Source organism: Hymenobacter lapidarius (assembly GCF_001816145.1).
Lineage (GTDB): Bacteria > Bacteroidota > Bacteroidia > Cytophagales > Hymenobacteraceae > Hymenobacter > Hymenobacter lapidarius.
In genome coordinates, this window is sequence record NZ_MDZB01000089.1 from 47,077 (window position 1) to 73,246 (window position 26,170).

The window sequence follows — 26,170 nt, forward strand, 5'->3', positions numbered from 1 at the left end:
TATGATAAGTAAACATTATCATAACCTATAAAATGGACCTATCCAAAGTGAGAACAAATATGAACCACTCTCCAAAAAATGGACAGTTTAGCGGGGAGCAGTACATTTACAAGAAACAGATAATCCACTTGGTAGAATCTTCCAGTTGTTAGAAACTTTTTCCCAGTGTCAGAGCAAAAGACGGATTAAACAAAAAACTATATACCTTTTTGCCTTATCGTTACTACCTTTAGGTTAGGGTCAAGCAATTAAATTTCCTTAAGAAATCCCTGATTTATGAAAAAACATTTTCTATTAATTTGCAATTTGACGGCGGCACTTTTTTTGGCCCAATGTTCGGGCAAAAAAGATGCTCCTTCGCCCGCTATTCCTGCTAATACAGCGTCCGTGGTGGTCGACGGCCAGAACTTGGCCGCCAACGTAAGTGCCTCAACCGTTACGCTTAATACTCGAAATAACGAAGTCTTGGTTACTTTGAACAGCAGCGGCGGCAGCCGCGTGGTGATCCGGCTCCTCGAGTTTAAGAAAGCGCCAGCTCGCTTTGTGATTACCGATGCAAACTCACCCAGTGGCCCGTATTACACGGAGGCAGCTAATGGACGGTTCTTGTATTTCGACCCCCGCGCCTGCAGTTCCAATAACCGGACGGTGGAGATTAGTGCCTTTAATGCCAGCCAGCATACCATCAGCGGTACGTTCAGCGGCACCGTATGCGGTACTGGGAGCAATACCCGCGCAGTGCAATTGACCAACGGCCAATTCAACCTGCCCTATGCGGAGGTGCAGTGATGCTGCGATGCCCTTTGCACACGCCCATGCCAGCCATTTACCCGTTGTGAGCTACCATCAACAGTTCAGCATAATTAAGCTAGCGCGATTACGTCAGATGTCCCCGTTGTTTTATCGAATAGGCACTTTTACTTTTTCTACCCATGGGAATTAACTACTTTGCTGCCAGCCTCTGCGCCCTGGCACTGGGGCAAGCTGTCAGCCTTTCTAGTTTCGCGCAAAAAACGCAGCCGGCTAACACCGCTGCAGTGCGGGTAAACGGCCAAGTCTTTGCGGTTGTGCCAGCGGCCTCATCGGCTGTTCTGGACCGCAAAACCAATGAGTTGCTTGTCACTCTCAATGCCGCCAACGGGGCCCGCGTGGTGGTGCGATTGGCCGAATTCCGGCGCCGACCCGAACGATTTGTTGTGACGGATCCGCGCTCCTTCAGCGGCGTTTACTACACGGCTGTTACCGACGGGCGGGCGCAGTATTTTGACTTTCGCAATTGTGCGAACCCGAATCGTATGATTGATGTCATAGGCTTTGATAGCGTCAGGCATACTGTCAGCGGTACGTTTAGCGGCACTGCCTGCGGCTCGGGTAGCAATCGTAACCGCGCCATACCGGTCACGAGTGGAACGTTCAACCTCCACTATTCAAGCCGGTGAGCACTGTTTCACCGGTCTGTATGGATGATTTAACTACGTTGAATCGTTTTTATTCTGCTTCGGTTAAGTAGCAGCTGGTTTCGCTATAAGTGGCCTTGATTAAAAGTTTGGTACAGAGGTTAAACGACGGGCTTGAAGTCGGCTTCAGCTTGACCATGAATAATACCCCTACATCCAATCAGCGGGCTTTTACATGGTTTCCCGGAGAAGTTGAACTCGCCCTAAAGATTGCGCGATAGCCAACTCTCCAGCGAGCCGTCACCTCGTTCATCCCGGATTGACTGGTCGTCGTTGGCCCTGCTGTAGGCAGCATCGCTGAGTGGGCCAAACAGGTCAACAAGGTGGGGCCAGCAGGCTACGCAAGTGGTTCCACTTTTAGCCCCTTTTCTACCTGCGTGACAGCCACCGATTGACAGGGTCAAGGTTGAGGTGGTCTAGTTAGGCTGGACAGAACAGGGTGGTATCTTTCCTTCGTCATGAAAGACACGCCGAAACCCGACAAATGTCGCAAGTACAACGCGGCCTTCCGCGCCGAAGTCCTGCGCCTGGCCGAGCAAAGCCGCTCGACCTAAGCCGCCGCGCGGGCGCTGAACATCGACCCGAAACGCATTTACTAGTGGCAAAAAGCCGCCCAGACGCCGGCAGCGGCCGCGTTGGGGCCGCTGCGCGTCTGGGCGAGGCCTTTGGCGTCCACCAACGCCGTTACGGCAACCGCCGGCTGCGGGTGGCCTTGCGCGAACAAGGCCACCGGGTGGGCCGCCAGCGCCTGCGCGCGGCCATGCAGCGGCGGAGCCTGCGTGACTTGCAACCCAAAGCGTATGCCCCGCGCACGACCGACTCCGCCCACGGCTTGCGTTGCGCCCCCAACCGGCTGCTGGACCAGCCCAAGCCGACCCAGGCCAACCGCGTGTGGGTCTCGGACATCACGTACTTGCCGCTCGCCGACGGCACTTGGGCTTACTTATGCGCTTTTCAGGACGTGGCCAGCAAGCACGTGGTGGGCTGGCACGCGGCCGCCACCATGCCCGAGGAGCTGGTCACCACGGCCTTGCAGCGGGGCTTTCTCTCCTAACCGCCCACGCCCGGGCTGCTCGTGCACTCCGACCGCGGCGGGCAGTACTGCGGCAACGCCTACCGCGCCCCTTTTGCACAAACACGAGGCCGTGCGCTCGCAGAGCCGCCGCGGCGAGTGCTACGACAACGCCCAGGCGGAAAGCCTCTGGTCCCGGCTCAAAACGGAAGTGCTCGAAGGGCGCGAGTGGCCCGTTTTTGCCGACCTGGCCGACGCCCAGACCAGCGTTGCCGATTATTTCGACTACTACAATTGCGACCGGCTGCATTCCAGTATTGGCTATCATACACCCTATCACACTCACCAACAGCTTCTTCAAACCACTGCCCTAAACTGTCCAGCCTAATCAGACCACCTCATTTTAATCTTTGTACCAAACTTTTAACCAAGGCCATAAGTAAGGCTGATGCCGTTAGATGCATGGCAAAAATATTGAGTGTTAGCGTAGCTACTGGGTAACAACTCGCAACCATTGACCCGGAATTTTTTCAAGTGCTTATGTTTCGCTCGGAGGTGTTAATTCTTCACCACAAGTTAAAAAGGCTCTTACCTCAAGGTAAGAGCCTTTTTAACTTACAACTTTGGGTGTTGTTAAAAGATGTCGTTCAATAAACTTGCTTAGAGCCTGTTAAAATTTGCAAATAAGGCGTCGAATGCTGCACAAAAGCAAGATGACTTCGGCGCTGCTGGTCTCGCATTCGTAGTCGCGGCTCAGGCGCCGGTCCCAGTGCAGCCAGCTGATGGAGCGCTCGACGACCCAGCGGGTGGGCGCGGGCGTAAAGCCGCCGCTGCCGACCAGCCCGGGGGCCGTTTCCAGCCGCCAGCCGCAGTGGGCCCGCGTCCACTCGGCCAGGTGCTGACCGCCGTAACCGGCGTCGGCCAGCACCAACGCGAGGCGCTCAAAGCCCTGCTGGTGGAGCTTTTCCAGGACTGCTTGCCCGCCTACCCGGTCGTTTTCGTGGGCCGGGCCGACGTGGGCGGCCAGTAGCCAGCCGCCGGTGTCGACCACGAGCTGGCACTTGCGGCCCTGTATTTTCTTGTGGCCGTCGAAGCCTTTGGCCGGCACGCCCCGCTCGCTGTATTTGATGGACTGGGCGTCGAGCACGGCCACGCTCGGGCTTGGTTGGCGGGAAGGCGCGGCCCGCTGGCGGTGGCGGCGCACCAGGGCCTGGTTGAGCTGGGCCCAGCGCCCGTCGGCCTGCCAGCGCCGGAAATAGTAGTAGACCAGTGGGAACGCCGGAAACTCGCGCGGCAACAGCCGCCACTGGCAACCGCTCTTGGTCAGGTACAGCAACGCGTTGACTATCAGCCGCAGCGAGTGCTTGCGGCGGCGCGTATCGGGCAGGATTTCTTCAATAACTTGCCACTGGAAATCAGTCAGGTCCGTTTCGTACATCTTTGGTCGGATGAGGAAAAGGAAGTAACCTGGCTGGTTTCTTTTGTCTACCAATTACTTAGAATCCTTAACAGGCTCTTAGTGCTGGACCGTAGACTGGCTTGCCTTCTGCACCCGGTATGAAAGACACTGGAATGATTCCGACCGGGGTTCGTCGTCGTAGGTACCGTCCGAATACACGTAACGGTAAATGTTTGTATACATCTGCGTAGAAGGGTTATACTGGCTATCTACGCAACCGCTTTCGTAAGCCGTTTCGCAACTTCCCGAAACCCACTTGGTGTGAGGGCCTCCGCACGGGGGGCAATCGTTGGTATACTCGCCGGGCTCCCAATCCAACGCATTGTAAGTACTGCTGAGGGGGTTAATGTCTTGAATGCGGTAGCGACGGTACCCCGTGGGCGAGCCGTCGGGGTTGGTGGCACAGGCCGCTTCGCCCGTGCGGTGCCAGTTAGCCACGCGCATGCGGGCGTAGTTATAAGCATGTTCTTTGACCGGCTTTTCCGCTGGTGAACCGTCACCCGGCTGGTCGAGCGTTTCCTTTGAGATGCGGATCATTTTGCCGGCATTGTCGTACTGAAAGCGGGTATACAGGTTGTTGTTGTCCAGAACGTAGGTGACAAGTCCGGTGTGCGGGTCATGGTTGTACGCCGTTAGCGGTCCCGTGAGGGGATGGAACCGGAAATCGTCCACGTATACCGGGTCATTGGTGATGCCAGCGTGCCGCGTGCCCACCACCAGCAACTGCCCTGTTGCCGAAGCTGGCACGGTAACGTATAGGTTTAGCAAGTACCACTCCCCCGCTTTTTTGGTGGTCGGCGAAGCCACTGACGCCTCCCCTAGCGTTGTCCCGTTCAATGTGGCGTACAGCCGGCCGTTGGTGCGGCCGGCGTCGCTGCTGTGGACCCACGCGCTGAGGCGATACTGACGTCCCACCCGAACGTCCTGGGCATCGCCGGCCACCGCCCGGTAGGTAAAACCCGTTTGGCCGGCCGTGAGCTTGCTGCTGTAGAGCCCCGCGTGGTGGTAGGATGCATCGCGGCGGCCCCCGTCGCGAACCTCGCCGCCGAAGTGAACCGCGCCGTTGCCGGGTAGCGGGGCCAGTTGGTCTTCCGCGCCGGAATACGCCATTTCGGTGTAGCGGGCGTTGCCGGCGCTGGCGAAGGTTTGCGTCTGCCCGTTGCCGGCTTTGCTGGCGGCGTAGCGGCCGTTTACACCCCGCGCCTCCAGGGGGCGGGAGAACTCGTCGTAGCGGGTGCTCTCGCCCAGCTTCAGCCAGTTGACGTGCTGGCCGCCCGCAAACAAGCGACTCCAGTCGAAGGCCACGACGCCCGCGTAGGTGCCGTCGCTGTTAAGGCGGGCGCCGTTCCATACGTACGTTTCGTGCTGGCGCCACACGGGGTACGGGGCCGCTACGTCCTCGTAGCGGTCGGCGGCGGCATTGTAGGTGCGGTAGAGCCAGGCATTCTTCCAGGTTTGCACGCTGGCCGACAGCAAGGAGAGCGGGGTAACCGCGCTCTTTTTATACACGTAAGTCGCGGCAGTTTGCGTTAGCATGTTGCGGTTAGTACCGTTTTCGCTCTTGGGGCCCATCGCCGCGTAGGGGGCCAGGGTGTACGCCGGCACCGTCTTGGTTACCAACTCATCGCCCAGCGCGTTTTGAGCCCGGGTTTCCAGCACTTGTCCGGTGAAGAAATCGTAGAGGTCGTTGTGGGTGGTCACGCGCATGCCGTTGGCGACCGTGGTGGTCGACGCAAGCACCGTGGGCACGTACTCCTTGGTAGAGCGGTTGATGCGGTAGTTATTACGGTTGAGCATCTCGTTGGTCACGACACCTTCCGTGAATTTGCCTTGGCCGGCTATTCCGTCCGCGTTGAGCATCTGCTTGGCGTAGTTGAACGTGGTGGCGAATTCTACTTCACCCCGGCGATTGCGCTTACGAACGATTGTCGCCTGGCCCATTTGACCCACGTCCACTTTGATGTGATTGGCCCGCGTGGCTAGGTTGACGTATCGAATGGTCGAGCCATCATAGGTGAAGCCGTAGTACTGTCCGTGACTGCGTTCGTTGATCTGAATCATGTCAGACGAAGGCGTTACAAAGCCGTACTCCTCCCGCTGGTCATGGTCCGCATCGCTATTGTTCGCAAAATTTCCCCGCAGCACGATAACTTTACTATACATAACGGGCGTGGAAGGATAATCATAAAGATTGTCATGAGCGTGAGGCACCCGCGTGACGAATTCCGGTTCCTTTGAAATGACGCCCGCGCTGTTCGCAATGGGCAGGGCCGTCTCATCTTGGTAACGGTACCGTACCTGGTACGAGCGGTTGGTTTCGTCGAGCGTGGTCACCGCCGCTACCCGAATGTCCCCTCCGTTGACCGTGGCAGGAAGCGTCGTATACAAGACCGCTCCCAAGTTCGTCATGGGCCCGCATTCGGATTCATCGGCGGTACACGGCGCTGGACCCGGGGCGTCCGCCGGGTCCAGCGTGATTGTATTGGGTGTAACGCTGGCAATGCGAACGCGCTGATTTTTGTAGGGCTGCTCGCAATCCGTTGAATAGTACTGGGTGCCGTATTCCGCATCGTAATAGCTGCAACTGGCCCCGTAGCGTGCGGTTCCGTCTACTTTCACGTAGTCGCCCGGGCGGTAATACTGCTGTAAGTCGCCCGGCGCGTTGGAAGCGGTGAAAGTGGCCGAGCAGTCGGTATTCGCAAAGCGCACGCCCTTGGTGCCAAACTCTGACACGTGCGCGTACTGGTCGCGCTCGTAGGTGAACTGAGTTTTGCTGCCCAGCGGCGTCACCACTTCCGCCAGCGACCAGGCCGCGCCGTCCTGGGACGCCGTTTCGTGGTTCCACGATACCGCGTGGCCGTTTTTGCCGGCGTAGCCGCTGCCGTTGTACAGGCCAAACCCGTCCCATTTCTCGGGGTGGTAGCTTGGGTTGTTGCCGTAGCGAAAAAGAAAGTCTGGCATAAGCTTCGTGGTCTGGGGCCCGTAAGTGGAAAGGCTTTCCAGCGTGAGCTTGCCGCTGCGCCCGGTGCTAATTTGGGCCACGTCCATGGCCGGTAGCGACATCAGGCTGGCGAATGAATTCGGTGTGCCCGGACACAGGCGGTAGCTGTAGTTGAACACCACCCGCTTCAAGGCCTGGGCATTGACGAAAGCGCGAATGCGCGCATCCGCGCTCAAATCTTGCTGGTCCAGCACGTAACGATACGTGCTGCCGCCACGCAGGGCCGCGTCGGAGCTTTGTGCGTTGTCGCCAGTGTTGTTGCTGAGTGCAGGCACCGTGGCGTTGTCGCCCGGCTGTCGGATGCCGTTTTCGGTTTGCAGCCGGGCTAGGTCCTGATTGGTGAGCAGCACGATTTCATCCAGCCGCAACGAAGAGGCAGGGATTGCTTCGTTTAAGCCCAAATTACTCTGACCGTTGGGAGTGAAATGGCCCCGGGCATCACGTCGCACGCTCTTGACGAAGAGCGCCGTGTGGGTGCGGGTCCGGATGGAATTCAGGTAATACGTCTGCTTGGAGCCCTCCATGAAGTTGTCGGCGTTGTCGTCCTCAGTGTAGGAGGAGCCAACGTACGGCTGGCGCCACTTGTAGCGCGCCGCGAACTTGCCGTAGTCAAATTTCACCCACCCGCCCCAGTCGGCGTCGTCAACCACGCCCCGCTGCCCGCGGTCCACGTAGTCCGACGAAGTAATGGCCGTCAACAACCATGTGGTCGCGTAGGCATACGCCCCGCTATTGGTTCCCGTACGCGTCGTGGCCACGCCGGCTGAGCCTTGCGTCGGGTTCTTCTCGGTCGATTTAGTGAACGTGCTGTAGTGGTACACCGGCAGCGAATAGTGATAAGTGGTGCCGTCTTCCGCCGTGACGGCGTAGGCCCCGATGCCCTTGCCCGGCAGCGTCAGCCGCCACGGGTTGTGTACTTCGCCGCCCGTGGCCACGCTGTCGTAAACCGGCTCTTCCCAGCACCGTTCGTCGTAGCCGTAATCGTTGGTGCACTCTTGCCGGGTTTCGCCCGTGGGCCCATAGGTCATCGCAGGGCGCGAAGCGGGCTTGTAGAATTCCAGCATGGAGCCGTCGCCGTCAGTGGAAGTGGCGTACATGCGCATGATTTCCTCGTTCGACCACCACGCTACGTGCTTGCCTTGCACCAGAGCCCGGTCCCGGCCGCCGGAAGCGGCGGCCTGGTTGCGGATGCCTTTGCGGGCCGGCGCGGTTGAGGCAATATTATCGTACCGGGACTTAAGGCGCGGGTCCTTTATAACCAAGCCGTTGTTGTCTACGTCGCCGGAAGGGCTGCCGCTGCCGCCCGTGGCGATGCCCAGGTGTTCAAAAACGTCGGGGTTGGTGCCGGCATCCAGAAAATGGTAATCATAGCCATTGGCAGCGCTGTTGTCGTACCGAAAGGGAACCTTGTAATCGTTTAGATAAGGCGTCACGCTGTACTTGTAATGGGTAGCCGCGCCTTTCTTGGGAGACGCTACGCTGCCCATCTCGAGCCGGTACGGGCGGATGTTGCCAGACACGCCGGCGCCCATGACCGAGAAGTCGTCGTGGGCGATGCTGAGCTGGCGTAAACTGGAGCGCAGGTAATCGCCGTTGTCAGCGGGCGTCATCTCCTGTTGCAGGTCGGCCCCGACCTCGCGGGTAAGACTGCCGGAGTTCGAGTAGTTGTGATAATAATGATAGACCTTGGCCTTCTCCCTACCCGTGCCGTACGTACCGTTGTGGATCCAAGGACCGTCGCTCTGGCCTTGGTTGGCCCAGGGTGACACCTCGGCGCTCATGTTCTGAAAATACAACGAGCCGAACATTGTCTCGTCCTTTGTATCGTTAAAAAAGACCCAATAGTTGGTGTGTAAAAACTTCTTTTCCTTCTTAGTGGTGACTGTATTAAAACCTCCACCTTGCCCACTGGCCCTTCCCACCATGCTCATAGCCGTGCCGATTGCGGCGGCTTTGCCTAGCTGTAAGCCGGCTTCTGCGCCGATAGCAGCAATTTTGGCCCCCGTACTTACCGTGTGTCCTAGTGTTGAGACCGGTGCGGCACTGCCTAACGAAGCAATAGTCACGGCAGCAAAGGCCATGCGTACCGGGTCGACACTAATCCCTTCGCCTTTGGTGTATTTTACACCTACCAAGTCTCCAGAATTGATTTTACCATTTTCCCACCCTACACTGGCTAGGCCCAATAAGTCTGCTGTGCCGCTGTGGCCGGTTTCGGAATCCCAGGCCAAGTCCAGTACCGCAGGTACGCCACCGTACCACCCGCGGTTGATATCCTTGCGGTAATTTGATGTATAAAATTCTCCAGAAATGTCGTCTGGGTAGCCATTGAGGCTGCGAGCAATGGCGCCAGGGTTGAGCGACCAACCCAGTCCCACCCAGGAAGCTTCCTGTTCCAGCCGGACGCCGGCCCGGTAGGTGAGCGGCAGCGAGAAACTGCGTTCTGGTCCCGGTACGTCCAGAATTGGAATGTTATAGGTCAAATCGCCAGTGGTCAGATTCACCATGTCGCTGGAGCCCGGAGACTCATAACTGGTGAATTCCGGCTGCCCGGGCCCCATGGACGCCCAGGAGACGGCTGGTGCCATGACGTTGCCGAGGGTTTCGAGAAGCAGAAAACAAGCGACAACTCGAACGAGGCGGCGATTACGAAACAACATGATAAGATGGGTAGAAAGTTATCAGATCAGAGAAAGGCTAAAATTGGAGAGCAGGCAATCTGTTCAAATCGGCAGCTTTGAAGAGGAAGCGCATAGTGCCGAGCTGAAAATGCGTGTCGTGATAAGTGAGCGTGAAGCCGCGTGTCAAGTCCAACCGATGGGTGTCGAATACCAGTAGGACGGTGGAGCGGCCCGTAACCCCATATTGCCGCGGGTAGAGAGCCATTAATGCGCTGACCGAATCTGCTTGAGGAGTCAGAGTAGAGAGATACACATCCTGTGCAATGCCGGAACTAAGGTATGTGAGAGCTCTGGTAAACGTATTGTTGTCAGTGACGAATTGGTTTTCGATTTCTGTGCCGTCCTGGGTCAGCGAAAGCGATAAATAGCTTTTGCCTGCATAATTGTGGCGCAGCGAATCCACCGCTTTCGGTGTGGCTCTACTTCCGGCTAGTTCTTGTGCTACCAGCAAGTCAAGTGAACGGTATGAGCAAGTGACCGTTGCGGCTCCCGCATCTTGGGTTTGTGTTAGGCCATTGGTATTGTCTTTGAGATAATCCTGGTATTGCTCCTCTTTAAGTGGCCGAGAGCAACTTGCTAACAGCAGGTTAATGGCCAGCCATACACGAGGTGGTAGTGCATTCATGGACGATTGGGATGTTCTTGGTCGTATTTATTATTCAGGCCGTTTAAGACGTCCTCGGTAATGTCTTTGCCTTCTGCTGCATAAACAATGTTACCGTTTTCTGTGGCTCCCAGGATAAAGTCGTACCCTTTATTCTTTCCGTACTGTTTGATGTATAAATTAATTTCAGCCAAGATTTCTTGGTTTATCCGGGCCTCCTCAACCTGTATTTTCTGTTCAATAGCTTGACGGTATTGCAGAAACTCTTGCCTCTTTGCTTTTGCCTGATTATCAGGCAGAGATGTCATCTCGTCAGTTAGGGAATCAAGGTTAGATTGCCAAACCTCCCTTTTGTTAAGCATGACTTGCTGCCTTAAACGAGCACCATTGTAACCTGCAAATAAATAGTTTGGCCTTATATAGGAACTCAACTGACTTTTACAAGCGCTAGTTAAACTCAACACACATACGATGACCAAAAGCGATTTTTTATTATACATGTGTAAATCAAATGTTATCGAATGACAAGAGAATCAACCTTTGTACTGTGTTTGAAGATTAGGAATTTGATGGGCAGGCTTACTTGTTTGCTATAATTTTGAAAAATAAGGCCATTGTTGCCACTAGAAGTTATTGTTTCACCTGTTTCAGCCTCTTTAATTGACCAAGACCCATTTAAATCATCAAAATTTGATTTGTCCGAGCACTTTATAACTAAGTGGTTGGGGTATATATCCTTACTTATTTCGAGTGCTGTTTGGCATTTTGGTCCACACCGCCAATCTCTCTCATAAAACACTTCCTTAATATAAAAACTGGTTGATTTGTCGACGTGAAACACGCTTTTACTGGGTGTCTTCTGAGCAATTAGGACACCTAACTCTTTTGATTGCTGAAGTGATATACTTATGCCTCCTTTGCCATATAAATTGTCCGGCATATTGTAAATAATTACAATAATTAAAAGTAATGAGATTGCGATGATGGTTACATACCTAGCCATGATAATAAAATAGTAGATGTGCCTAGTAAGGCAGCTTCCTGAATTTAGGCAGCATTGCCCCAACGCCTTTCAATTCACTAGCTCTTTTAGCCATTATGGCTGCCCTGAAACCAGTCTGAATTGCACCGGATATATTTTGCGCTGGGTATTTCGCCCTAAGAGCCTTATTAGCTGTAGAATTAGTAAATCCTGAGAAACCATTATATTTAGTGGTAGTTAAAATAGTGGTTAGTTGTTCAAACCTACGATTGGGTGCAAATTCAAGATCTAAACCAAATTGCAACTTAGGGTCCGCAGCGGAGAGTGCATCTTCAACTGTTGTTGCGCAACTAGCACCGATGACACTGTACTTGGTGTTGATTTGCGCTCTCGCAGCAACGCGCATGCGATTATCCTGTACAATTGATGTTTTGATGCGTATAGCCCTGTCATACACTGTTTTCTTCTGTGCTATCGTTTTTGTAAAAAAGTCGTCCAATGAATTATAGTGGACTCCTATGTCATCATGACTTCCAACGCCATAAGCAGTAAAGTTTTGCTCGGTGCCATTTTTGGAAAATAGGTCCCAGCCATCCTTATCATTTCCTATAAGGAGGGCTGCATGTCCCAAGCCTGATGCGCCTCCAGTTTGGTTTAGCACAATAACATCCCGGCCATCAGGATCAACGTACTTAATTGGATTATTGCCAATGCCTATATAAGGAGAGATGAATTGTCCCTCTGGGTCTGGGGCCATCCATCGACCTATCCTCGAGTTGTACATTCTAGCCTCAAAACTATTCCATCCTGTTTCTTCGTCGTTCTCGGCGTACTTTCCCTCAAAACCATAGCGATACCGCTTATCGCCAATCAGGTAGTTCAAGCCCACCAAAGGTGAGCCATATGAGTATTGGTGCTGCTCCTGCACAATAGTACTGGATGTATGCTTCACTTCTACATGGTCAAAGTAGGCTACATATGACGAGGCATTTAGCACGGATAATTCTAACGTACCTACATCGGGGGCGCGGAAACCCAGCTGCAGATTCTCCCACGCCAACGCACCAGCGCTTATGTACTTAGTGTTTTCCAACTTGAGTACGTTGTTTTGATCGTAATAGCGGAAGCGAATCAGTACATTGGGAATCGTATTTGTAGCACTGGACCGAGCCAGAGTCTTGCTTTTTCCGCCGAAGCCGCTCAGGCCAATGCCGATGGCCAAGCGGTTAAGCTGGATGGGCTGGGAGCGTTGTCCATCCGCACCCATCACGGCACTAGGCGCTGCCGTTAAGGAACCCAGCATAAGTAAGGGCACTACCCGCAGCGAGGAAGAGGTGTTTCCCCCAGTAGCCGCTAATATCATATCTTGCCACAGCGCTTGGGCCGAGAAAGTTACGGTGTCGCCCTTTTCCACCTGTAGCACTTTCTTGGGTCCCTCGCCTGCTTCCCATAGGGCAGCCACGTGGCTGCCATCGTAGGCCCGGCCGTCCGCAAACCGGGTGGCGGGCAGGTTTTGAAAGTGCTGCTCTTCTGTCGTCGCCTGGTCCGGCTCCATCGTGGCTAAGTAGGTGGTGGTGGTGGGCCGGTGGAAGATGACGCGGGCGTTGCCGAGCTGGTCGTTTAGCTCATAGCGGGCGTCGAGCGTCTCGTCGTCGAGGCGGGTAAGGGTACCAAGCCGGCCCGCTCCGTAGAGGGGTACTTCGCTGCGCTGCAAGGCCTGTCCGAAGGGCTGCTCGTAGGTGCTCAGCACGTTGCCCTGCACATCGGTGACGTAGTGCGTGGTGTTCGTGGCGACGCCCTGCGCATTGTACACGATTTTGCGACTGCGGAAGCCCCGGTCGTCGTAGGCATAGGCGGCTACGGGTCCGGTGAAGTTGGCGTTGCGGAACACGCCGGTGACTTTGCCGCTCACGTCGTACTGCAAGTACTTGTCCCCCTTGCCGGCCTCCGACTCCCGGATCATCTGGCCATTGACGTCGTAGTCGTAGCTGAGTACGGCGGCGCCGGCCGGGTTGTGCACTGCCTGTAGCTTATTGGTGTTGGCCGTATAGCGGTAAGCAAAGTCGTCCGTCGCGGTGCCCGCGCCGTCGCGCCGGCGCAGGCTCTGGATATTGCCGTGGGTGTCGTAGCTCAGGTTGCCCTCCTCGTAGGGTCGGGCCACGCTGGAGCTAAAATAATTTCCGCCGTAAAATTGTCCGTAGGTAGACTCCAGCAACTGCCCTTTGGGGTCATAGCGGTGAGCATAGGCGTGCACGGTCGGCGCAGCGGGTGTCGACCACGCGCTGGCCCGCACCGTGCCGTCGTAACGGATTTCGCTTTGATTGGGCTGGATGTAAGGATTTGAGGCCGTAAGCTGGCGGCTGGCGAAATCGCCATCGAAGTAGTCCAGCCGCAATCCAAACAAGTCTTTTAGGGTCCCGTTAGCATTCGGGCCGTCACGGCCCGGGTCAAGTTCCCGCTGGGCGTTGTTGATGCCTTTGAGCCAGCCCTGCACCGTGTAGGTGTAGTCAATGCCTTGCAGGCGGTCCGCAATTTCCACCCGCTTCAGCGGGCCGTGCAGGTAGTAGAAGTACCGGGCCTGCAGGGTGCGGTTGGCGCTCTGCCCGTCAACGCTGGTGTGCACCGTGTGCAGGCGCTGGTCGGCATCGTAGGCGTAGTGGTGAAAAAAGGCATCTGGTTGGTTCTTCTGGTAAGCCATTTCCAGCACGTTGCCGGCAAAGTCATAGGCGTAGTCCACCGTTTTTACGCCCACGCCGGGCAGGTTCTGCACCAGCCACGTCACTCGGCCCAGCTCGTCGTAGCTGTACCATGTGGTGTTGGTGCCGTTGCTGGTTTTGGCCACGGCCCCGAGCACAAACTCCTGGGCGCGGCCGTTAAGCTGGGCATCGGTCGTGGGCAGGTCGTACCACACCTGATTGCGCTGGGCGCAGCGGGCCGCATCCAGGCCGTTGGCGGGCAGACGCTCTTCCAGCAGGGCCAGCACGCTGTTGCTGGGTGCCCCTACCAAGCGCGGGGCCAGGTAGTCGAGGTTGATGGAGCCGTTGTCGGTGGCGTCGTACTGGTAGGTAATCGTATTGGCGCCGGCAGGCAAGGAAAGCGTTAGGGTATGGGTGGCCCAAGCCGTCCACGAATTCGTCGCGGGGAAGCTGGCCTGCTGCACCTTCCGGCCGTTAAGGTACACGCTCATCGTGCGCGTGCTGTTCGCTATTCCAGCGGAATAGCGCAGGTCGAGCGAATAAGTGCCGGCCTGCGGGGCCGTAACGGCGAACTCCACGTAGCGGCCTTGGACGTTCACGTCGCCAATCACGCCGCTTCCACTGGCACCAGCTTGTCCAGTATAATACCGGGCGGTGTGCTTCGCCTGCTCTGCTTCGTAAACAGGCGGCAAAACCTGCACGTAGTCCAAGTTGATGTAGCCGTTGTCACCAGCGCCGTAGAGCAGTTTCACTGTATTGAGCCCCGCCCGCAGGGGAACCGCCACCAGCTTCGTGGCCCAGGTACTCCACGCGTACGTAGGTGAAAAGGCGAGTTGCTCTGTGGAACCAGCCCCCTCATTCAGCACCAGGCTCATCGTGCGCTGGTCCCAGGTGCCGGCCGCGTAACGGAGGCCGAGGACGTAAGTGCCCGCCGCTGGCACGCGCACGCTGACCGTCACGTACCGGCCCGGTTCCGTGAGGTACTCCACGTAGCCGCTGCCGCTGTACCCACTGGCCCCGGTTCCTACGGGCGCGTTGGTTTGCCCCGCTTCGGCTTCAAATACGGTGCTTTGCGCGTCCTGTGCCTCAAAGATGTGACCCTGCTCGCGGTTGGGGTCCATAGTGTACTCGCCCGACTCGGCCACCCGGCCCACCTCGTCGTAGTGAGAATACGAGAAGCGGCCCTGCTGGCGCTGCAGGGCGCTCTGTGAAAAGCGGATCCGGCCGTCTTTGGCGTAGGCATACTCCGTGCGGCCTTCGTCAATGCTTTCGGTTGCGAGCAGGGTGCCAGTTCCGCTGTAAGTGTTGCGCGTGACGTAGGTCAACTCCCCGGTCGTGGTGGCCGCCGTGGGCGGATGCACCGTGTTCCAGACCCGAACTTCGTCGATGGCGCCCTGGAAAGGCATCCCCCGGTAGAACCGTTCGCCAATCCAGCACTCTCCTCCCTGGTAGCTGATGGGGCCTACTCCGTTGTACGGCGTCCCTACCTGCGTGCCGTTGAGATAGGCCGTCACCACGCCGTTGTTGTAGGTAAGGGCAATGTGGGACCACTGGTTCAGCGGCGCGCTCATGCCCGTGTTCACCCAGCTCCATCCCGGTACGGTATTGCGGAACGCCCACTGAATGGACCCATCGGAAAAGCGGGCGACTTCGTACTCGTCTTCTTTGTTGAGAATAATGCCGTTCTGGTTGCTCGTGGGATAAATCCAGGCCTCCAGACTCAGCGTAGAGGTCATGCGCAGCGCCGGTTGGTCGCCGAGGCGCATGTAATCGTCCTGCCCGTCAAAGACCAACCAGCTGCCCCCGGCCGGCGACGGGGGAATGCCGCCGGGCGAGGTCACCGTTCCCCAGGCGGGCTGGTTAATCAAGGCACCGGTCAACGCGTTGCCGGACTGGTCGCTGGTCGTCAAGCCGGTGGCCTCATTGAAAGCCCACCGGCCCGATAAGCCCGCGTGCGACGCACCGGTCAGGTCGCGGGCCGCGGCCACGCCCTTCGGGGCGATTGTGGCCACGATTCGGCCCCCGTCGTCGTAATAGGAGTAGCTGAACTCACCGTAGCGGGCTAAATAGCTCAACGATTGATTATCCGTGGTCGAAACCACCCGGTAAAACCCTGGGGCCAGCGTAATGGCAGGCCACGGGGCCGCGTACGTAACCGCAGCCTCGGTAAGCAGGTTGACCACCCGGATGCTGCCGCTGCCGCCAACGGTCAAGGTGACGGGTCCCGCCGCCGGAACGTGCAGGTCCTGGTACGGCGGCAACCCTGTCGCGTTGGCCGGGTCTGCGTGGATGGCCGCGGTCAGGGTCAGGCCCGGGTACTGGGACCCGCTTAAGCAAGTAGCAAGGGGCTTGCCGTCGGCATCGGTGAAACTAAGACTCTCCACGCCGTTGGCGTTGACGCTGACGGCCTTTTCGCCTTTCAGACGCAGTGTGCCCGCCGCCAGCGCACCCGGCACGAATTGCGGGCGCAAACTCAGGTAGTGGTCCAATTCGTTTAGCAGGGGGAATTCCCGGGTCTTCCCTTCCCGGCCCAACCCCATGCGAAACGCATCGCCGGGGCCGGTGGCCCGCTTCGTGCCGCCTAGTGGCCCGGTGTACTCTTCCACGAGGCTGAAGGGGTAGCTGGTGGTAGCAGTCAGGGGCTCGAGGCTGTTTTGCGCGCTGTAATAGTACCCCACCGACCCCGGCGTGGCCGGTTGGTCGGCAGAAGCGGGACTGTTGGCGTTGCTGCCCTCGAAGTGCATTGCTTGGTAGTTCGTCCCGCCGTTAGTTAAAAAGCTGTCCTTATAGTTGAACTCTGTGTTGTTGGTAGGAGCCGCCAGCGTGGAAAGCACTGGCTTTCCCCCAGAGCTATACACCGTCTGTTTGGCCAGGACGTGGCCCGTGGTTAGGCTTTTAACCTGCGTTTGCGTACCGCGTCCTAACGCGTCGGCGAAGCTTTTACTCTCCCCAGCAACGTTGCCGTTCCCGTCATAAGAGCGGGAATAGCTCCAATTGCGGTCCAAATCCTCGGCTGGGTTAGTTGGGGGAGTGTAAGCGACTGCCGTGCTTCTCGTAAGTTGCGCCACTTCGCTGGCTGGCAGGGCCCGGTCGTACACGCGAAAATCATCGTAATACCCGGCGGCGGCCAGATTGGAGTGCGTAGTCGACCCGATGGCGAGATTTTGCCATGGGGACGGCATGGTCATGCCCGAGCTACGATACGCGATTCGGGTACCGTTTTTGTAAAGCGCCGCCTCTCCCCGGTTAAAAGTGAACACGAAGTGCTGCCATGCCCCGGCCTGAAAAGCATTGTCCGCAGATTCTAAACGAGTATTGTAGTCCGTGCCCGTGTAGATGCGGCCCGACGAGGAAGCATGGAAGAGAAACCCTTGCCACACGTCGCCTGCATTCAGGCTAGCGCCAACGGTCTGGGTCCAGTTTCCAATGGTGCCGGCATCGGCGTAGACCCACCACCCGATCGAAAAAGCAGCCGGCTGCCACGCCAGTGGAATCTGAAGCGCGGCACCGTTGTTTAGACGGACGGACCCACCAATTTTTCCCCAGGGGTGCCAATTACCTCCGTTAACGAGTACTGCGGACTTGCCGGCCCCCGAAGCGTCAAGGGCGCGGTTTCCAGCTTGTTCGTCGAGTTGCAGCCACGTGACCAAGCCGCCGCTAAGCGAGCCTGGCCCAGGCGTCTGCCCAAAGGAGTAGACTGAGAATAAAAGGACAAGGAGCGCTGTTGCGCTTAAGCGTAGCGTTTGCTTCATGCAGACGTGGGTAGAACGTGAGCAACAAATAGACCAGTAGGAAGCGGTTATTTAAAACCACTTTTGAAACGAAACCACGGTGAGCAGCGGAAGGAGCTATCACCAAGTAAAACAAAATGGCCTTACCATTCAGAATACAGCAAATGTATAACAGTGTATGCGCTTGACAATATAAAATTTAAGAATTATTTACACACTTATATTTTATAATTTAATCTTTGTTTTGCAATAATTATTTGCTAGTGGCTGGTTTGTTTATAATAATTAAAGGGCATAAGCACCAAAGTGTAAATTAGCGAACTTAGGGGATATGAAAGAAGCAGAAGATGAGGGTTTTTTGCAGGCACCGGATTTTCGGGTAGAAGGGCGTTGCCTCCACGAACTGGGTGCTATCATCTGGCTGGTGCTGTGCGATTATTAGCGAATTGCGAGCCGTTTAAATACATCTATGATTATGCCTGTAACAAGCAGACCGTGCTAGTGTAGTTTCTGCGCTTGTCCGCTGGAATTCTCTCTCCTTATATCCTGCAACGGGGCTTTAGCCGCGTGGACTCCTTCGAACTCAAAGCCAGCCGCACCCGCTGGGGACAGGACTTCTTACAAGTCGTAGCCGGGTAGCAACGTTCACGGCACCTGCCGGCCCGGCCAGTGTCAGGTCAGCGTCCAACTCCTCAGCGTCTAGGCCTCCGAACAGCGCCTGTGCCTGGTCCAGACCCAGGTGGCGGCTAAACTCAACAAAGTGATGGCCCTGCCACAGGTGTTGGACCTAGTGGATGTGGCCGGCAGCGTGGTCAGCCTCGACGCCAAGGGGCACCAACGCGCCATCACTTCCGGCGAACACGTTGGCAGCGTTGGTTCACTTGGCCGAGCACACCAGCCGCTACGTAGGCTGGCAATACCATAGGAAGGTAAAGCAAAGAAGCCCAACCATTACTGGGTTGGGCTTCTTTGCTTTTGCGATAGGTGGCAGACCTACTGCCCAATCACATACACCGGCACTGCCTGAGCATTGACGCCCCGGCCGGTTTCCTTCTTAACCTCTTTCCCGTCGAGCAGGATAGCGCAGGTAATTTCTGATGCCGCCGTGCCCCCACTGAGGCTGGCCAGAATGGTTAGGTTATCCCCCTGCTTCATGGTGCGCTTAAAGCGGTAGGTGGCCGGCAGCGGCGTAGCGCCCAACGTGGTAGTGCCGCCGCTTTCGTTGGTGTAGCTGATATAGTTCGATTCTACCGCGTTGGCGGTAACCTTGTACTCTACCTGATACTCTTTTTGTCTCGTCCGGCCAGAGCTTTACACCAAGTTCCCGGTAAATGACCCTTGATGACTTTCCTCCCCGGCAAACCAAACAAGCCCATTATCCTATTGCGTTTCGGTTGGAAGCCGTGCGCCGCGTTGAGGCCGGCGAGGTGCAGCGCGTGGTGGCCGCGGCGATGGGCATCGCTCCCATTACGTTAATTGAGTGGTTGCGCCGCCACGGCACGGCCGCTTACGCCATGCTCAAGCGAAAAGTGTACACGCCTGCCCAAAAACACGCCATCGTGCGCGAACTGCGCACGGGCCTGCTCACCGAGGCCGACGCCTTGCTCAAGTACGGGCTGCGCGAGAAGCAGACCCTGCGCTTGTGGGTGGCCGCGCAAGTCGCTGCCGAGGCGGTGGCCGCTGCGCCCGCCCCTGACCCGCCCGCCGAGGCGGCGGGTAGCGCCGAGCTGGCCGCGCAGCTGCGGCAGGCACAGTGGCAGATTGAAGCGCTGCACACGCTCATCGACCAGGCCGAGGCGGCTTATAAAATCGACATTCGAAAAAAGGGTGGTGCCAAGCCGTCGAAATAATGCGCCGGAAGTACCCGCACGTCGGTGTGGGCACGCTCTGCGGACTGTTTGGCAAGACCCGAAACGCATTTTACGACCACCAGCGCCGGGCCACGGCCCAGGCGTTGCTCGACGGCCTGGTGCTGGCACTCGTCGCCGACATTCGCGAAGACTTGCCCCGTCTGGGGACGCGCAAGCTGTGTTTTTTGCTGCTGCCGCGCCTGGGCGAGCACGCGCCCCGCGTGGGCCGGGATTACCTCTTTGCCCTGCTGGCCGGCCACGGCCTGCTCATCCGCCGCCGCAAACGGCGGGTGGTGACCACCCAGACCTGCTTGCCGCTGTTTCGGCGGCCCAACCTCATCGAGCACCTGAGCGTGAGCCGGGCCGAGCAGGTCTGGGTCAGCGACATCACCTACGTGCGCTTGCTCAGCGGCTGGAGCTACCTGAGCCTGATTACTGACCTCTACTCCCACAAAATCGTGGGTGCTTGCCTGCACCCCGACCTGTCGGTGCGCGGCACGCTCGCGGCGCTGCACCAAGCCCTGGCCGGCCGCACCCAGCCGCACCGGCCCCTGATTCACCACTCCGACCGGGGCTTGCAGTACGCGGCCCGCGAGTACGTGGGTTTGCTGGAAAGCCACGGCGTGGCCCTGAGCATGACCCAAAACGGCGACCCCTACGAAAATGCCGTGGCCGAGCGGGTCAACGGCATCCTCAAAGACGAGTTTGGCCTGGGCGATACGCTGCCCGGCTTTGCCCAGGCCGACGCCCTGGTCGCGCGAGCGGTGCGGGCCTACAACGAGCTGCGTCCGCACGGCAGCTGCGACTTCCTGACGCCGAACCAAGCCCACGAGCAGGAGGGGCCCTTGGTACGACGCTGGAAAAATTACTATCAGCCGGTGGCCATTCCCGCCCCAACCTGACGCACGGTCCAAGCGGCCAAAAGAAAATGGCGACTTACCTTACCTACCTGTAAAGTTCAATTCGGATTACCATCTCGGCCTGTAAAGCGCAGGCCGGATTATCACCTTCACCTGTATAGCTATTGCCGGACGAGACATTTGGCCCAGTGGGCGTAGCATCGTTGTCTTTCGAGCAGCTGGAGGCCGTAGCAAGGGCCGCGCAGCTCAACAGGAAATAGGCAAACTTTTTCATAGGAACAGGAGGTAGAAACTAGCGGAAGTGATACCGCAGGCCAACGCTAGCCATGCCGGGCCATTGGTCCACCATAGGGTTATTGAAGAGGTAGCCTTTCGTGCCGGTGGCAACCAGCGAGAGCCGATTGCCCAAAAAGAAATCTGCTTCGGCTCCTACTTGCGGGCCATAGGTGAAGCGTTGGGGTTCTTTGGTGCCGGTGGCCAGCTCCCCGCTCCCGTTCTGATTGGTCCACTCATAGCCGGCCCCCGCGCCGAGCAGCAGATGAACGTAAGCGAACTCCCCCAAGCGGAACAGTTGAGGGGAAAGGAACACCCGCCCCTGATAAACTGAGTATTCGCCGCGAGTGGCCAGGTTACCGGTTTCGTAGCCGCCGCTCAGGCGCAGGGCCAGACGGTTGGTGAGCATGGGCGTATAACTCAACTCGTAGTAGTTGCCTTTCTCGGAGCGCCCGACGTGCGCGCCCCAGCTTGAAATGTGTTTAACGTGGCGCTGAGCGGAGGCCGGCAAAATGCCGGCCCCAGCCAGTAACAGCACCACTAAAAGGAGCTTTTTCATAGGTTCTAACGCGGCCGGTTACGGTCCATTTTAATGAGCGCGTTCCGGCTGAGCGTCGAGGCGTACACCGCTTCGGCGGCCTGGTGGGCCGGCCCGGCTTGCGAAGCTTCCATGAACAAGCGGTCGCCTTGTTCGCGGAGCTGCATGGCCTTAATCATGTTGTCGTTGGACGAGTTGAGCGCGGCCATTCGTTCGCCTTCCGTCATGGCGTAACGGCCCGGATTTTTCAAGGTCGCCTGCATTTCCACGCTTTGCGCGATCATTTCGTCGGCAATTTTGTAGTAGTTCACGGCCATTGCCAGCTTGCGCTTGGCCATCATTTCCTCCGCTGCGAACAGGGAAACGGTGGATTCCTGCCGCTTCGCCTGGTACTCGTTGCTGGTCATGTTGCCGTTCGGGTCGGTCGAGCTGGTGCCGAAGCGCGAGAACACGTCGAACATGGTGTTCACGTCCTGCGCGGGGTTGCTGAGTTGCATGGCCTGGCGCAGACGCTGCGCCTTGGCGTACACCGGCATCATTTGGTTGGTTTGGCTCCGGCCGCTCATCGACAGCGCCCGGGCAAACAACTCCTGCGGGTTGGAAAGGCGCAAGTCCTGAATGCTGGCTACCTTCCGCAAGTCGGCCTGAATTTGCTTTTGCAGGTTCAGCCCTTCCGTCGTCAGGTCTTTGACCTGGCTGGTAATGTCTTTCGTGACGCCGGCAATCTGGCGGGCATCCTTCACGACCTGGTAATTTTGCACCGTCGAGGACCACTGTTGCAGGCGCTTGGCGAACTCGCCAATTTGTACGCCCATGTGCAGCGGGTCGTTTACCACCATCTGAGCCGCCGCTTTATCAGCCGGGGCCAGTACCAACGCAGCAGCCAGCAGGGCCGGAAAAAGAGTCTTTTTCATGTTGTTAGAGAGTAAGTGAATCAAAAGAATTAACGACCACTAGCAGATGCCGGCCCCATTTGACCCGCCGCCGCCGTGGTAATCAGGATGGGGTAGCCATCGGGTAGCAACACGTCCCGCAGCTTCGTCCGGGTTTTGGGCCGGGCGAGCACGCCCATTGCGACGCGGCCCCCGACGCCCACCACCGAGTTAGCCGCCGAGGCCGAACGGTCAATAGCGGTGCTTACTTCCTGCGTTGATTGCTGCTGCAAATCCTGCCCGGCCATGCTGGCATCCTTGGCCACCCGCTTTACCGGGTCTATCATAATGCCGGGCATGTAGTTGTAATCGTAGATTTGGGCGGCTACCCGCGTCGGCCCGAGGCGGTTTACTTCCAGCGTCACGTTGTTGGTGCCCACGCTGGCCATCCCGGCGAAAATGGAATTTTTGGGAAAGGTTACGCCCGACACGACGGCATCTTCCTGAAGTCGCAGCATCACCACCGAGCCCGTGCGGACCTTTTGCTCCCCGTTAATCACGCATTTAAAAAACACGTCCGGCACGAGTTCCTGCTGTTGCCCTTGCGCCATCAGGCGCGAGGAGTTGCCCACCTTGACCGTATTAAATCCATCGGGCAGATTGCTCCCCCGACCACCGGCCCGGTTGGCCAGGGCCTGCGCGGCCACGTTGGGGTCGCGGTACCGCTTGCCCGTCATGCGCTCGTAAGCAGCGCGGGTTTCCGGGGGCGACGTACTGAGCATCGAGAGCACATCGGGGTCGGTTTCAAAAGGTGTCCCGTCCGTATCGTTGGCCGGCAGCAGGACATTGCGAACGCGCCGCGCCGCACCGGAGCTGGCGCGACGAGCAGCCGAGCCGGCTACCTGACCCGGCCGACGACGGGGTACGACCAGCGTTTCCGAACGGTAGGAGCCGGTTGTAGCATCCTGAATCGTGGTTTCGATGGTATCCACGTCGGCCGCGGCTAACCGGGCCTCCTCTTGCCGGCGACGGGCGGCAGTCGCCGCTGCCGCCGCCCGCCGCTTCCGGCGCAGGGCCTGCCCCGTGGTATCCACGGCGAACACTTCGGCGATTTCTTCCGTGTTGGGCCGGGCGGGCACATTCTGCGCCTCCTGGTCCTGCCGGCGCTGCTGTTCCATTTGAACCGAAGGCGATGCCGGAGCGGCCTCTACGGCTTTGGGAGCCTTAATTTCCGGCTCAATGTTTTCCGAGGCCGCGGCCACTACTTCCTTGTTCTGCTGCGCGGCTTCCGTCGCCGAGCGCAGCCACAGATACAGGCCGCCGACCACCACGAGCACCAGCACCAGTGCCGCCGCTATCCAGTTTTTGCGGAGCACCTCGATGGGCGTCGCTTTCTTATCGGTCACGTCGGGCCGTTCCGGGCCAAATCGCTCCTGGTCGTCGTTGCCGGGCGTACCCATCGACGGCGCTTGATTGTGGGTGTTTGCAGGTTCCATGAGCGCAGGATTAAATAGTAGAGGCCCGGTTGATAACACGCGAGGGCACCGGCAGCACCAGTACCCGTGCCCCGTTCAGCTCCCGAAGCGTGACCTCCAGGTAGCCCCGGTCGGTCGCCGCGTAGAGCGGGATGGCATAGGTCAGGTAGCCGGTGGTGCGGCCCGTGACACTTTGATTGGCCGACCCACTCGAGGGTGCCAGCGGCCGGCGCGCTTCGTTCTTTTTCTTGGAAAGAAACTTCTTTTGGGCGTTTTCGACTAGCTGAAAATCGGTGAAATCGACGTTGTAATCAATGGCCGAGTGGTTGATGACTTTGAAGCGCAGGTAGGTAAAATCCTTGTCGTTGCGGACGTTGGCCAGGCTAAGCACCAAATCATTATCGACCACGGCCACCGCCTGATGTTCCTCCCGCGTCTTGCGGAGCTTGTTGAGCTTGCCCTCGACCGCGTTTTTCTTTTCCAGCTCCTTATCCAGCGCCAGCTCATTTTCCGGAGCCGAACCAGAGGCCGAGCCGTTGCCGCCCATTGTCATGCCTAGGGCACCATCTTTCTGAAAGTCGTAGAGCTGAAGTACGGGCCGGTCCACGTACACGAGCCGCCCCATCCAATACTTGCTCCCAAAGCGGATAAGCATGGGCGTAGGAGGCGGGGACTTGCGCCGGGCGCGCACAAATACCGCGTTGTTCTCAATCTTGACCAGGTAGTTATTGGCCATGCCCACATCGACCAGCGACACCGGGCCGCTGAACACGAGGTAGGTGGTAGAGCTATCCGATACGGCCACGTCCAGCAGCGTAGGGGAAGCGCGAACCGCCGACGAGGCCGGCCGCTGCATCGCGGCCGTGGGTTGCCGCGACGGGGTAGTTTGGGCCGACGTGGCCGAGGCCAGCAACAGGGGCAGGCTCAAGGCCAGCAGGGTTTTAGTGAACATAGAAGGAGCCATGACGAAAAAGGAATGACAGGGATTAGCGACGGGCAGGAGCTGGAGCAGCCGGGGCTACCGGCCGGGTTGGGGCCAGTAGCGGGGCTTCTTCTTCGGCCGCCGGAGCCGCAGCACCCGCGCCGCGCTGCGCTTCTTGGAGCGCCCGTTGCCGGTCGGCTTCCTGTTCTTTCAGGAGTTGTGTTTCTTCCCGCGTTACTTCCGGGTTGTAGGCGATGTAGTCAAAATTGGTAATCAGCATCCCGTAGGGGTTGGCATCCGAGCGGTTGGTTTCGGACAGGTTGAACTTGGCAGCCAGCGGCAGCGGCTCCTTTTGTTCACCCCCAATGAAAATGCGCTGCTTGATGTACACCCGGCCCGACCAGGGGCGATGATTCATGTCGATGGTCACGCTATCCACCGTTACGACGTTGCGGGCCGCGTACCGCTCATAGTTTTGCAGCACCTGACCACGGGTAAACCCGTCGTAGATGCGCCGGCCCCCGCGACCTTCGATAAGCGGCAGGGCCGCATCCAGGTTGGCCTTGTAGGTGTACTGGTCGTGCCCAAACATGGTGAGCATGAAGTTCCGCACCAGGTTGCGCGCCTCGTAGGCGGTATGCGTTTCGGTCGTGGGCGCGGAGAGCGCGGCCACCGAGCCGGTTTGGCCCACCACGTACACGCGCCGGCCGCTGTTTTCGTAGGCCCGGTACACCAGGAAGCCCGCCGCCAGGGCGACGAGCAGCAGGGCCGCGACGCTCCCCATTGCGAGGTTTCGCATGGTGGAGAAGGAGGTACTTAAGTTTTTGGCAGAGTCCATTTTCTTAACTGGTTAAGGAAAAACTGGTCGATTGAAAGGCCGGGATTTTCTTCCCAACCGCCCCTATTTGGTGAGGGGCAGATACACTTGTTTATTTTGGTAGGGGTACAGGACGAGCCGTTGCGGGTTGTTCTGGTCGAAGTAGGCGTAGAGTGCCCCTTGCACCGTCACGGGCTCCCCAGGCCGAACCGCCACGGTCTTATGTCCCAGGCTCAATTCGGAGATGTAGAAGCCCAAAAGCGAATCTTTGGGCGTCTGAACCCCCATCGACCCCTGCTTGGGCTTGCTGGTGACGTAGCCCGTGGGCTTCCAGCGCAACACCGCCTCAAAGGGGATTTTGTAGCCCGGCGCTACTTTGGGATAGCCGGCCTTTACCCCAATGCGCGCCATCGGCGGGAGCCCAATGGTCATCGGTTGCAGGTTCCGGCCCTTCACTGAAACCAGCTCCAAATACCCTTCTTCGGGCAACAGCAGCGCGACCCCGGCGCGCACATCGACGGCGGACGCCGGCAGCGCGGCCGGCACCACATACGCGGCTTTTTGAGCAGCCAGGCGGGCTTGTTCAGCCGGGCTTTCGGCCACGGCTTCGGCGTGGGCTTCCAGCGCGTCTACCAGGGCAGCACTTGCTTTCTCTTCCTTCGATTGGCAGGAAGTAGTCAGGCCCAGCGCCACAAGGACGAGGGAGCAGGTTGTATGTTTCATAGGAAAGGAATTTGAGTAGGTTAGGCAGTCCAGAGGCCCGAGGCTCGTTGCCGGTAAGAAGGGTTGAGCGCGTCCGACATGGTGATGGAAGGCAGGCCAGCCGAGGCGGAGCTACCGCCCTCCATGCGGTTGTGTACGATGTCGCCCAGGCAATACAGCTGCTGGCCCTGCGCCAGCTCGTCTTCGGCCATCTGAATGGCGAATTCTACGCCGAAGC

The 26,170-nt window shown here is 58.0% G+C and carries 20 protein-coding genes and 1 pseudogene; 6 read left to right on the forward strand and 15 right to left on the reverse strand.

The annotated features are described in order from the left end of the window. Positions 1-276 precede the first annotated feature (276 nt). From BEN47_RS05860 to BEN47_RS20840, 4 genes are all read left to right on the forward strand, one after another. Positions 277-789, forward strand: a complete 513-nt coding sequence (locus BEN47_RS05860; protein WP_125921528.1) for a hypothetical protein — start codon at positions 277-279, stop codon at positions 787-789. Positions 790-932: 143 nt separating this feature from the next. Continuing rightward, positions 933-1,439: a hypothetical protein gene (locus tag BEN47_RS05865; RefSeq protein ID WP_070726083.1), complete on the forward strand. Its 507-nt coding sequence runs from the start codon at positions 933-935 to the stop codon at positions 1,437-1,439. Positions 1,440-2,055: 616 nt separating this feature from the next. After that, positions 2,056-2,511: a DDE-type integrase/transposase/recombinase gene (locus BEN47_RS20835; RefSeq protein WP_070726085.1), complete on the forward strand. Its 456-nt coding sequence runs from the start codon at positions 2,056-2,058 to the stop codon at positions 2,509-2,511. 73 nt (positions 2,512-2,584) lie between these two features. Then, positions 2,585-2,857 (forward strand): integrase core domain-containing protein, encoded by a 273-nt coding sequence (locus BEN47_RS20840; protein WP_070726087.1) that lies wholly within the window; start codon positions 2,585-2,587, stop codon positions 2,855-2,857. Between the two features lie 282 nt (positions 2,858-3,139). On the opposite strand, the gene BEN47_RS05880 is transcribed toward BEN47_RS20840, so the two are convergent. The 7 genes from BEN47_RS05880 to BEN47_RS21345 form a co-directional block, all read right to left on the reverse strand. Then, a complete protein-coding gene (locus tag BEN47_RS05880; protein ID WP_070726089.1) occupies positions 3,140-3,907 on the reverse strand; it encodes an IS5 family transposase in 768 nt (255 codons plus the stop codon). Between the two features lie 78 nt (positions 3,908-3,985). Further along, positions 3,986-9,589, reverse strand: coding sequence for a hypothetical protein (locus tag BEN47_RS05885; RefSeq protein WP_125921529.1), 5,604 nt, complete (start codon positions 9,587-9,589; stop codon positions 3,986-3,988). A 37-nt stretch (positions 9,590-9,626) separates the two neighbouring features. After that, positions 9,627-10,235 (reverse strand): hypothetical protein, encoded by a 609-nt coding sequence (locus BEN47_RS05890; RefSeq protein ID WP_125921530.1) that lies wholly within the window; start codon positions 10,233-10,235, stop codon positions 9,627-9,629. Further along, entirely contained in the window at positions 10,232-10,714 is a 483-nt protein-coding gene (locus tag BEN47_RS05895; protein ID WP_083322157.1) for an OmpH/Skp family outer membrane protein, read from the reverse strand. Before BEN47_RS05895 ends, BEN47_RS05890 begins: the two co-directional genes overlap by 4 nt. A gap of 14 nt (positions 10,715-10,728) precedes the next feature. After that, positions 10,729-11,217: a hypothetical protein gene (locus BEN47_RS20845; RefSeq protein ID WP_125921531.1), complete on the reverse strand. Its 489-nt coding sequence runs from the start codon at positions 11,215-11,217 to the stop codon at positions 10,729-10,731. Between the two features lie 22 nt (positions 11,218-11,239). After that, on the reverse strand, positions 11,240-17,542 hold the full coding sequence (locus BEN47_RS05900; protein WP_158010876.1) for a LamG-like jellyroll fold domain-containing protein: 6,303 nt from the start codon (positions 17,540-17,542) through the stop codon (positions 11,240-11,242). Positions 17,543-18,616: 1,074 nt separating this feature from the next. Beyond that, on the reverse strand, positions 18,617-18,778 hold the full coding sequence (locus tag BEN47_RS21345; protein WP_158010878.1) for a hypothetical protein: 162 nt from the start codon (positions 18,776-18,778) through the stop codon (positions 18,617-18,619). A 176-nt stretch (positions 18,779-18,954) separates the two neighbouring features. Here BEN47_RS21345 and BEN47_RS05910 point away from each other — a divergent pair, with 176 nt between their 5' ends. Beyond that, a complete protein-coding gene (locus BEN47_RS05910; protein WP_125921532.1) occupies positions 18,955-19,473 on the forward strand; it encodes a hypothetical protein in 519 nt (172 codons plus the stop codon). Continuing rightward, positions 19,473-20,375, forward strand: a complete 903-nt coding sequence (locus BEN47_RS05915; RefSeq protein ID WP_070726105.1) for an IS3 family transposase — start codon at positions 19,473-19,475, stop codon at positions 20,373-20,375. Before BEN47_RS05910 ends, BEN47_RS05915 begins: the two co-directional genes overlap by 1 nt. 43 nt (positions 20,376-20,418) lie before the next feature. Here BEN47_RS05915 and BEN47_RS21350 read toward each other — a convergent pair whose 3' ends face one another. The 8 genes and pseudogenes from BEN47_RS21350 to BEN47_RS20645 form a co-directional block, all read right to left on the reverse strand. Next, a complete protein-coding gene (locus tag BEN47_RS21350; RefSeq protein WP_125921533.1) occupies positions 20,419-20,607 on the reverse strand; it encodes a hypothetical protein in 189 nt (62 codons plus the stop codon). A gap of 18 nt (positions 20,608-20,625) precedes the next feature. Then, positions 20,626-21,165 carry a hypothetical protein gene (locus tag BEN47_RS05920; RefSeq protein ID WP_070726108.1) on the reverse strand — a complete coding sequence of 180 codons (540 nt, stop codon included), beginning with the start codon at positions 21,163-21,165 and terminating at the stop codon, positions 20,626-20,628. A gap of 5 nt (positions 21,166-21,170) precedes the next feature. Further along, entirely contained in the window at positions 21,171-22,058 is an 888-nt protein-coding gene (locus BEN47_RS05925; protein ID WP_070726110.1) for a hypothetical protein, read from the reverse strand. Positions 22,059-22,087: 29 nt separating this feature from the next. Beyond that, positions 22,088-23,512, reverse strand: coding sequence for a conjugative transposon protein TraM (traM, locus tag BEN47_RS05930; RefSeq protein ID WP_083322159.1), 1,425 nt, complete (start codon positions 23,510-23,512; stop codon positions 22,088-22,090). A 10-nt stretch (positions 23,513-23,522) separates the two neighbouring features. Next, positions 23,523-24,455 (reverse strand): DUF4138 domain-containing protein, encoded by a 933-nt coding sequence (locus BEN47_RS05935; protein ID WP_083322160.1) that lies wholly within the window; start codon positions 24,453-24,455, stop codon positions 23,523-23,525. Between the two features lie 22 nt (positions 24,456-24,477). Beyond that, positions 24,478-25,212, reverse strand: coding sequence for a conjugal transfer protein TraK (locus tag BEN47_RS05940; protein WP_125921534.1), 735 nt, complete (start codon positions 25,210-25,212; stop codon positions 24,478-24,480). Positions 25,213-25,314: 102 nt separating this feature from the next. After that, entirely contained in the window at positions 25,315-25,953 is a 639-nt protein-coding gene (locus BEN47_RS05945; protein WP_125921535.1) for a hypothetical protein, read from the reverse strand. A 118-nt stretch (positions 25,954-26,071) separates the two neighbouring features. Continuing rightward, positions 26,072-26,170: pseudogene (locus BEN47_RS20645) on the reverse strand (4-hydroxy-3-methylbut-2-enyl diphosphate reductase); the annotation flags it as partial.

Excerpts from the sequence above, each read along its gene's own strand:
- BEN47_RS05860 (WP_125921528.1), top strand. The coding sequence starts at position 277 with ATGAAAAAACATTTTCTATTAATTTGCAATTTGACGGCGGCACTTTTT.
- BEN47_RS05865 (WP_070726083.1), top strand. The coding sequence starts at position 933 with ATGGGAATTAACTACTTTGCTGCCAGCCTCTGCGCCCTGGCACTGGGG.
- BEN47_RS05880 (WP_070726089.1), bottom strand. The coding sequence starts at position 3,907 with ATGTACGAAACGGACCTGACTGATTTCCAGTGGCAAGTTATTGAAGAA.
- BEN47_RS05885 (WP_125921529.1), bottom strand. The coding sequence starts at position 9,589 with ATGTTGTTTCGTAATCGCCGCCTCGTTCGAGTTGTCGCTTGTTTTCTG.
- BEN47_RS05890 (WP_125921530.1), bottom strand. The coding sequence starts at position 10,235 with ATGAATGCACTACCACCTCGTGTATGGCTGGCCATTAACCTGCTGTTA.
- BEN47_RS05895 (WP_083322157.1), bottom strand. The coding sequence starts at position 10,714 with ATGTATAATAAAAAATCGCTTTTGGTCATCGTATGTGTGTTGAGTTTA.
- BEN47_RS20845 (WP_125921531.1), bottom strand. The coding sequence starts at position 11,217 with ATGGCTAGGTATGTAACCATCATCGCAATCTCATTACTTTTAATTATT.
- BEN47_RS21345 (WP_158010878.1), bottom strand. The coding sequence starts at position 18,778 with ATGAAGCAGGGGGATAACCTAACCATTCTGGCCAGCCTCAGTGGGGGC.
- BEN47_RS05910 (WP_125921532.1), top strand. The coding sequence starts at position 18,955 with ATGACCCTTGATGACTTTCCTCCCCGGCAAACCAAACAAGCCCATTAT.
- BEN47_RS05915 (WP_070726105.1), top strand. The coding sequence starts at position 19,473 with ATGCGCCGGAAGTACCCGCACGTCGGTGTGGGCACGCTCTGCGGACTG.
- BEN47_RS21350 (WP_125921533.1), bottom strand. The coding sequence starts at position 20,607 with ATGAAAAAGTTTGCCTATTTCCTGTTGAGCTGCGCGGCCCTTGCTACG.
- BEN47_RS05920 (WP_070726108.1), bottom strand. The coding sequence starts at position 21,165 with ATGAAAAAGCTCCTTTTAGTGGTGCTGTTACTGGCTGGGGCCGGCATT.
- BEN47_RS05925 (WP_070726110.1), bottom strand. The coding sequence starts at position 22,058 with ATGAAAAAGACTCTTTTTCCGGCCCTGCTGGCTGCTGCGTTGGTACTG.
- traM (WP_083322159.1), bottom strand. The coding sequence starts at position 23,512 with ATGGAACCTGCAAACACCCACAATCAAGCGCCGTCGATGGGTACGCCC.
- BEN47_RS05935 (WP_083322160.1), bottom strand. The coding sequence starts at position 24,455 with ATGGCTCCTTCTATGTTCACTAAAACCCTGCTGGCCTTGAGCCTGCCC.
- BEN47_RS05940 (WP_125921534.1), bottom strand. The coding sequence starts at position 25,212 with ATGCGAAACCTCGCAATGGGGAGCGTCGCGGCCCTGCTGCTCGTCGCC.
- BEN47_RS05945 (WP_125921535.1), bottom strand. The coding sequence starts at position 25,953 with ATGAAACATACAACCTGCTCCCTCGTCCTTGTGGCGCTGGGCCTGACT.